Here is a 7,272-nt window from a genome sequence, read left to right as displayed (position 1 = left end):
CCAGGGAGCCGCTGCGCAGCTCGCAGTGGGTCGAGTACCGTTGCCGCCGATCGAGTCGCTTCGCTCCTCTGAATTCCGAATCTTGGTTCTCAGCAATCGAATTCAACGCAGCGTCTGAACCGGTACCCGACACCCGAACGAGGTCGGGGAGGAGGGGAAGGGTCACGAAAAGCGCCCCGTCTCGCGTCCACTGCCTCGTCATCATCATGCTCCCAATCATACACCCCCACCCACCAAACCGCAAAACAACCCGAAAACACGAAACACCGAAATCCTCACCACTGCACCAACATTCGACGTTGACGAGAACACCACCGTGCACAACCCACGAAAACAACTCAACACCAACACAATACCGAAAAGTACTGACACACAACAACATTCAAAACCGCCCAAAACGGGCCCTCACAACACCCCTCACGACCGGCACCACTCCCCCACACCACCGAACCCGAACACCCCGCCGCCGGCACCCAAACCGCGCGCCGGGTTCACCTCCGACCAATCCTTCACGTTTTCGAGAGCGCACGTACCCGGCCCCATTCGGTATTCAGTGCTTGGGTCAACCGGACCAGTGAGACGGAATCCATCGACGAAAGCTACCACCCCCTGACCTGCTCGTCCTTGGGCATTCTTCGCGAATGTCGTCCCTTTACGCGAGGGCCTTGACGGCCTCCAGATAGTCGTCAATCGCGTCACGGTTGCGGGTCAGAAACTCGATACGATCGCTCATTCGGTCGCGCTCCTGTTCCAGAGTGCTCAGCATCTCGGGGGTTGCATCGACGAAGTGGATGGTACGGGGCTTGTCCAGACACGGCATGATCTGCTTGATGATTCGAGTCGGCAAGCCGGAGTCGAGCAGACCCCGGATCTGAACGACTCGGTCGACCAGATAGTCGTCGTACTCCCGGTACCCATTCGCCATACGGCGCGGCACGATCAAACCTTCGTCTTCGTAGTAACGCAACGCTCGCGCAGACGTGTCCGTCAGCTTCGCGAGTTCTCCGATCCTCATGCGACGCACCTCACTTGCCGTTCCGCGGCCTTGAGCTTGACCTTGACACTAACGTCAACCATGGACGATAAGGTTATGACTCAAGTACAGCACATCTCGCAGCGTGCATCCCGACCCGAGCGTCTACCGCTAGCCGGCCTGATGGCACTGGGCGCAGCCGGGTTCATCACGATCATGACGGAGGCACTGCCTGCCGGAATCCTGCCCGCGATGAGCGGCGACCTCGGCGTCACCGAATCCGCAGCCGGGCAGACGGTGACCGTCTACGCAATCGGCTCCGCCCTCGCGGCAGTACCACTCACCGCGGCAACCATCGGCTGGGCCCGCCGCCGTCTGCTCCTGCTCGCGATCGCGGGGTTCGCCGTCGCGAACACGATCACCGCCCTCTCCGACAACTACGCACTTACCCTTCTCGCACGGTTCGCCGCCGGGATCGTCGCGGGACTTCTCTGGGCACTGATGGCCGGATACGCCCGCCGCATGGTCGCTCCGCACCAGCGAGGAAAGGCGATGGCGATCGCGATGGCCGGCACCCCAATCGCGCTGTCGATCGGCGTGCCCGCAGGCACGTTCCTCGCCAACCTGGTGGGCTGGCGCTACACGTTCGGGATCATGACACTGCTCACCCTGATTCTGATCGGCTGGGTACTCGCGACAGTGCCGGAATTCCCCGGCCAAGCCAAAGACGCGCGCCTGCCCCTGCGCCGCACCCTCGCGATCCCCGGCGTCGGCGCAGTGCTGTTCGTGACACTCGCCTTCGTCCTCGCCCACAACATTCTCTACACCTACATCGCCCCCTACCTAGCGCCACTCGGTCTCGCCGATCGCGTCGACGCGGTGCTGCTCACCTTCGGCGTCGTTTCCCTGTTGAGCATCTGGTTCACCGGTGTCCTTGTAGACCGCCACCTGCGTCCGCTGATGGTCGCGAGCTGCGCCCTGTTCGCCGTCGCTGCAACCGCACTGGGACTCTTCGCCGCCGTACCGTCCCTGGTGTTCGCCGCCGCCGCGGTGTGGGGGCTCGCGTTCGGCGGCGCGGCGACCCTGCTCCAGACCGCTTCCGCCGAGGCCGCCGGGGAGGCGGGTGATGTCGCGCAGTCGCTGGTGGTCACCTGCTGGAACATCGGCATCGCCGGAGGCGGAATCGCAGGTGGTCTCCTCCTGAGCGGCGTCGGCCCGGCCTCGCTGCCCTGGGCTGCTCTTATCCTCCTGATCCCCTCCCTCATCGTCACCGTCGCCGCGCACCGACACGGATTCCCCGGACACCAACACCGCCGCGACAGCGCCACCGCCGTATGAAACAAGGATGCGACACCCGACGACAGCGAACACCGAAGCCAAGCGGTCGAACACCACCATCACCACACGCTGGTCGTAGGACGGTGCATAAGTACACGAAGAGACGACAACCGGCAGCCACACCCTCGACGCACTCGCCAAATCGCAAAATATCAAGAAGACTAGGAAATCCGAAAGTCTCATCGCTACAACAACATCCAACATTGGAGAACAAAGTGTCGCGGACAACACGCGAAGCCAAATCCACGCAACCGAATAACGAAATATACTGATAGACAACATGATTCAAAACAACCTGAAAACGGTCCTCACAACACCCCGCCCGATGCGCCACCACTCCCCCACACCACCGAACCCGAACACCCTGCCGGCTTCCGCCGGAACCTAAACCCGCCGGCGCCCCAACAACCACCCCGGGGACGTGTCATCACCGCAGGTCAACGCCACAGAATTTCGCTCGCACCACCCGGCACCATTGCCCGCTCAACGTGAACGTGAAACCCGCCGCTCCCCACACGCCAACACCGCCACCAACCCCACAATCACAACGGTCTCCACCCWCACAAGCCACGACGGCACAAACCGATCAGAGAACACCACCAAGGCGCAGGTAACCAGCGCGTGAAAACACACCACCAAAACAACACGAAGCACCCCGCAGCCACACGCGAGCAGAACACTCCATTACCCCGAGCAACCCCATTGAAGGACCACCACCGACGCAAGGCCGATCACCTCCATAGGATCTGGCTCATGCCCCCATCGCCCGCACCAGTATCTGACGTACCAACTCTTCGCAGTCTCGGACCGACATATGAAGAGGACCTGCACGGGCGCCACGCGGCGGTACTTCTCACGGTTCTGACCGACAAGACCGCGAATCCTGCTAAGAACATCGCTCTGGCAGGGCATTACGGCAGCGGAAAGAGCAGCGTCATCCTCGGTGTCCAAGCAGCTATGGATAAGCAGAAGATCAACTGGGTGAATCTGTCATTGTCGAGCCTTGGCATCGACGACGCGACCAATGTGCGAATTCAACACGATGGGGCGCCCGCACCTCTGACAAATCTCATCCAAAAGGAAATTGTCAAGCAACTCCTGTACCGCAAAGCTCCGGCAGACATGCCGGGATCAAGATACTCACGTATCGATGCCTTTAAACCCTGGCCCGCTGCCGGCTGGGGCGTTATCACCGCTGTGGGGGTCTTCATAATCGCCGTCCTACTCGGACTGGTCAATCGCGTCGTGGACATGGGCCCTCAAGGCATCGTCACGAGCCGCGGATGGGTGCCCTGGGCAATCGTTGCCACGTTAAGCGCGTTCGTAGGCTCCGTGTGGTTCTTCGGCCTAAGAGCGATGCAAAGCAGGACAGGAGTGGAGAGCGTTTCCGCGGGTGGCGCCGCTGTGACACTAAAAGCAAAAGAGAACTCCTACTTCGACGAGTACCTCGACGAGATCGTGTATTTCTTCCAGAAGACCAAAACTAGGGTCGCGGTCTTTGAGGATTTGGACCGTTTCAAGGATCCGCACATCTTCGAAACTCTTCGCGAGTTGAACACTGTCTTAAACAACTCCGAGCAGATCGAGTCACGCCCAATCCGGTTTGTCTACGCCGTACGTGACAGCATCTTCGACCAACTGGAATCCAGCGAGAGCAACACGGACACCCCGGACGCGCCTCGTCGAGCGTCAGCACTCGAGTCCGTCCCATCTGCGAACAGAACCAAATTCTTCGATCTGGTCGTCCCGATGGTCCCGTTCATCACCCACCGCTCAGCACGAGATCTGCTCGAGGCCGAGTTCGCCGAGGCTCCCCGCAAGCCCTCGGCCGAACTGATGAACCTGGTCGGTGCGCATCTGACCGACATGCGCCTAATTCGGAACATTCGGAACGAGTTCGAAATGTACCGAACCACAGTCCTGGGAGAGAAGGGACTCGAGGGACTTACCGTAGACCGACTTTTCGCCATGATGGTCTACAAAAACTTGAACTTGAATGACTTCGAAGCCATCCGGCTCGGAACCAGCAACATTGACGGCGCCCATGCAGCCTTCCGCGACATGGTCAAATATCAATCCGAATACCAGGCAGCGCGCAGCAAACAAGCACTAGACCAGATCGCTTCGAACGCGCCGCTGGCCGAGCGCGCGAGAGTCGCCGGCGAACGACTCCAAACGGTGATTTCACTCATGTTTCAGGCAATGTGGGGCAGAGGTGTACCGGTCATTCACCTCCAGACACAAGCCTTCGCACTCGCGGATCTGACTTCCGTCGACTTCTGGAAATCTCTGTACGAGGTCCGCTTAGAGGTGCAGGTCACGCGGCCGGGGTACAGCAACAGAATCGACTTGTCATTCGAGAACCTGACCACACTGGTCGGTGAGCCTGCTACCGGATTGAAAGATGCTATCGATGCCGATGTGACACAACTTCGACGCAAATCCCGAAACGCGCTGGCGATCAAGGAATACGTTGCAAAGGCCACCATGTCCGAAGTCATGGCCCGAACAGACCTCGTGATGCCCACGGGCAGCGGGTACTCCAATCTCGGCGACATCGTCAGCGAGCTAGTGTCACCGCTAGCCCACGAATTGCTCGGTAAGGGTTATATCGACGAAAATTTCACTCTGTACTGCTCGGATTATCACGGTATCGCGATCAGCGTCAGCGCCATGAACTTCGTCCTGCATTGTGTCCAGGCAGATCGCGCAGATCACCGCTTTCGATTCGACGGACCAGACTCCATCGATGCGGTCGAAAAGGAGATGGGCACGCGCTTCCTCGATGGCGAGAGCGTATTCAATCTGCAGGTCTTCGATCACTACCTACCCGAGCGCCCCCAACTCCTCGACAAGGCACTCGACAAGCTCATCGTGCGAGCCGAATCTGACTCCTCGTTCATCGACGCCTATCTGATGGACGGCGCAGCTAAAGAACAATTGGTTGGCATCCTCGCCTCCCGGTGGGCCAACATGTTCGTCCACCTGATCGAGACGGCTCCGGGCGCCCCCGAATCAGTTGTTGCTCTCGTCGATGCTTCGGTTCGAAACGCTTCGAAGGAGATCGACTACGAATCGTCTGATCGCGTGGCCGCATTTGTCTCGGAGCACTACGCCCAGATGCAGACGTTTGTCGGAATCGCCGAAAGCTCCGTGGCCGCAGATACAGCACTCCTGGTCAGGCGACTCGGCGCACAGATCAGCGATCTGCGTCCGCTGGGAGATTCGCAGCGCGCAGCTGTGGTCGCCGCCAGCTTGTACCCGGTAACGCACACAAACCTGTTCGCAGCACTCGGTGAAGCGTCGGGGCTGGCACTCGACGTAATAAAGGCAGCCAACGACAACGTCTACGAGCATGTCCTGGCGAACCTGGACGACTACCTTGACGCCCTCAGCGCCGACGAGGACACCATCGACTCCTCCGACAAATTTGTAGAGGTACTCGATGACGTGGTCAATGCCGGTCAAGCGACCACCCTTCGCTCAGTCGTAGAGCGTGCGTCGGAATCGTGCGTGGTAACCAACCTGGAAACGCTCAACGAAACAGCCTGGCCCCCAGTGGTATCCGCGGGCCGATTCGCGCCGACCGTCTCGAATGTAAATCAGTACGTCGAAAACTTGGGCTTCAGCAGTGATTTAGCCGAGAAATTGAACATTCGCGACCTCACCGCCGCCGAAGAGGTAGACGACGAACCCCGGTTCGATCTAGCGTATGTCCTAGCCAATTCCGACAAACTGAATCAGGGCTCGGCCATCCGATTGATTGGGCAGCTCGAACTCCCCGGCAAGCTCGATCCCGAACGTCTGACAGATGCAGGGCTGAAGGCCATTCCGGCGCTACTGGCCACCGACTTGATACCTGACACAGCGCAAACGTACGCATGTGTCAGTGAGAGCCCTTTCCCGCTCAAAGAGGACTACTTCGCGGCGTCGAAAGTCCTTGCGTCCTACATATGCGAACTACCACTGTCGAGCTCCGACTTGCCTCAGGTGATGCGCAGTCGACGCGTCCCCGCGGCGGTCAAACGCGTGATCGTCGACGACGTGGACTTCGTCCGCGGCAGGCTGACCAAACAAGGCGCGATCGAAATCTGCAAATGGGCTGACAAGGGCAACACTATTTCCTCCCGAATGCTGGTTGAAATCAGTCGATCTGGTGCTCCAGCTGAGCATATTCTGCCTCTGTTGGAACCCCACCTGCCCGACATCGAGCTTGAGATCCTCGACCAGATCCTTTCGGCCCTCGGCGACGAGTACGAACCCCTCACACGGACGGGGCATCACCGGCCAAAGTTGAAAGACTATGACGGAACCAGGGCACTACTCACAGAACTGACTCGACGCGAGCGAGTCAGTTCGTTCAACCCAGTTCCTCTATTTGGTGGCCTCCGAGTGAACATGCGCCATTGAAACCAACAAAGCATGCCTCAAACTAAAAGATAATTCATGACTTTCAGCAATCCGGCATCGGTCGAGGCCGCGCACGAGAGAACCCCGCCTTTCCCCACCTGACCGGTTCCAGGCTAACCATCCCGAAAAGCACCACGATCGTTGACTTCTCGGATACAAAGTAGTCATTCCTTAACGTGCCCCATCGCGGGCGCAAAGGACGAGAGGGCCTGGACATGACGAACGGCCGAATGAAGTATGGCCTTGAAGTCTGCTCCACATTTCGCTCGAAGACGAAATATCACTCGCGCGCTTGCGATTTCGGCGACTGCACTGTTTCTGGTGACGACCCCGGTATCGGTGGTCATGGCCCAGCCATGTAGATGAGCGCACCTGAGTCGTCGTGCGCACCGAGAATCAGTGATCCGATACCACCGCCTGCACTGCCGGAGCCCGGTACGAATCCGCACACAATTCCTTCTGTATTCGCTCTGACCGGGGTCTTCAACCAATCTCTAGAGCGCTTCCCAGGCTGGTAGGGCGACGCGATGTTCTTGGCGACGATCCCTTCC

Annotated in this window: 3 protein-coding genes and 1 pseudogene; 2 read left to right on the top strand and 2 right to left on the bottom strand. The window is 59.2% G+C overall.

What is annotated here, in order from left to right; all coding sequences use genetic code 11:
• Positions 1–652: 652 nt before the first annotated feature.
• A complete protein-coding gene (locus AC1DWA_RS32480; RefSeq protein ID WP_477848222.1) occupies positions 653–1,015 on the bottom strand; it encodes a MerR family transcriptional regulator in 363 nt (120 codons plus the stop codon).
• Between the two features lie 75 nt (positions 1,016–1,090).
• Here AC1DWA_RS32480 and AC1DWA_RS32475 point away from each other — a divergent pair, with 75 nt between their 5' ends.
• Both AC1DWA_RS32475 and AC1DWA_RS32470 read left to right on the top strand, forming a co-directional pair.
• The gene (locus tag AC1DWA_RS32475; RefSeq protein WP_477848220.1) at positions 1,091–2,311 is read left to right on the top strand and encodes an MFS transporter; all 1,221 of its coding nucleotides are present in this window, start codon (positions 1,091–1,093) and stop codon (positions 2,309–2,311) included.
• 753 nt (positions 2,312–3,064) lie between these two features.
• On the top strand, positions 3,065–6,721 hold the full coding sequence (locus AC1DWA_RS32470; protein WP_477848218.1) for a YobI family P-loop NTPase: 3,657 nt from the start codon (positions 3,065–3,067) through the stop codon (positions 6,719–6,721).
• Between the two features lie 343 nt (positions 6,722–7,064).
• Here the strand turns inward: AC1DWA_RS32470 and AC1DWA_RS32465 are convergent.
• Positions 7,065–7,272, bottom strand: a pseudogene (locus tag AC1DWA_RS32465) (non-homologous end-joining DNA ligase); the annotation flags it as partial.

The organism is Rhodococcus sp. P4_F3_2, from assembly GCF_056401335.1.
This window is presented reverse-complemented; position numbering and strand designations above follow the sequence as displayed.

Bases quoted from the DNA above. Each gene is read 5' to 3' on its own strand.
- AC1DWA_RS32475 (WP_477848220.1), top strand. From the start codon at position 1,091: ATGACTCAAGTACAGCACATCTCGCAGCGTGCATCCCGACCCGAGCGT.
- AC1DWA_RS32480 (WP_477848222.1), bottom strand. From the start codon at position 1,015: ATGAGGATCGGAGAACTCGCGAAGCTGACGGACACGTCTGCGCGAGCG.
- AC1DWA_RS32470 (WP_477848218.1), top strand. From the start codon at position 3,065: ATGCCCCCATCGCCCGCACCAGTATCTGACGTACCAACTCTTCGCAGT.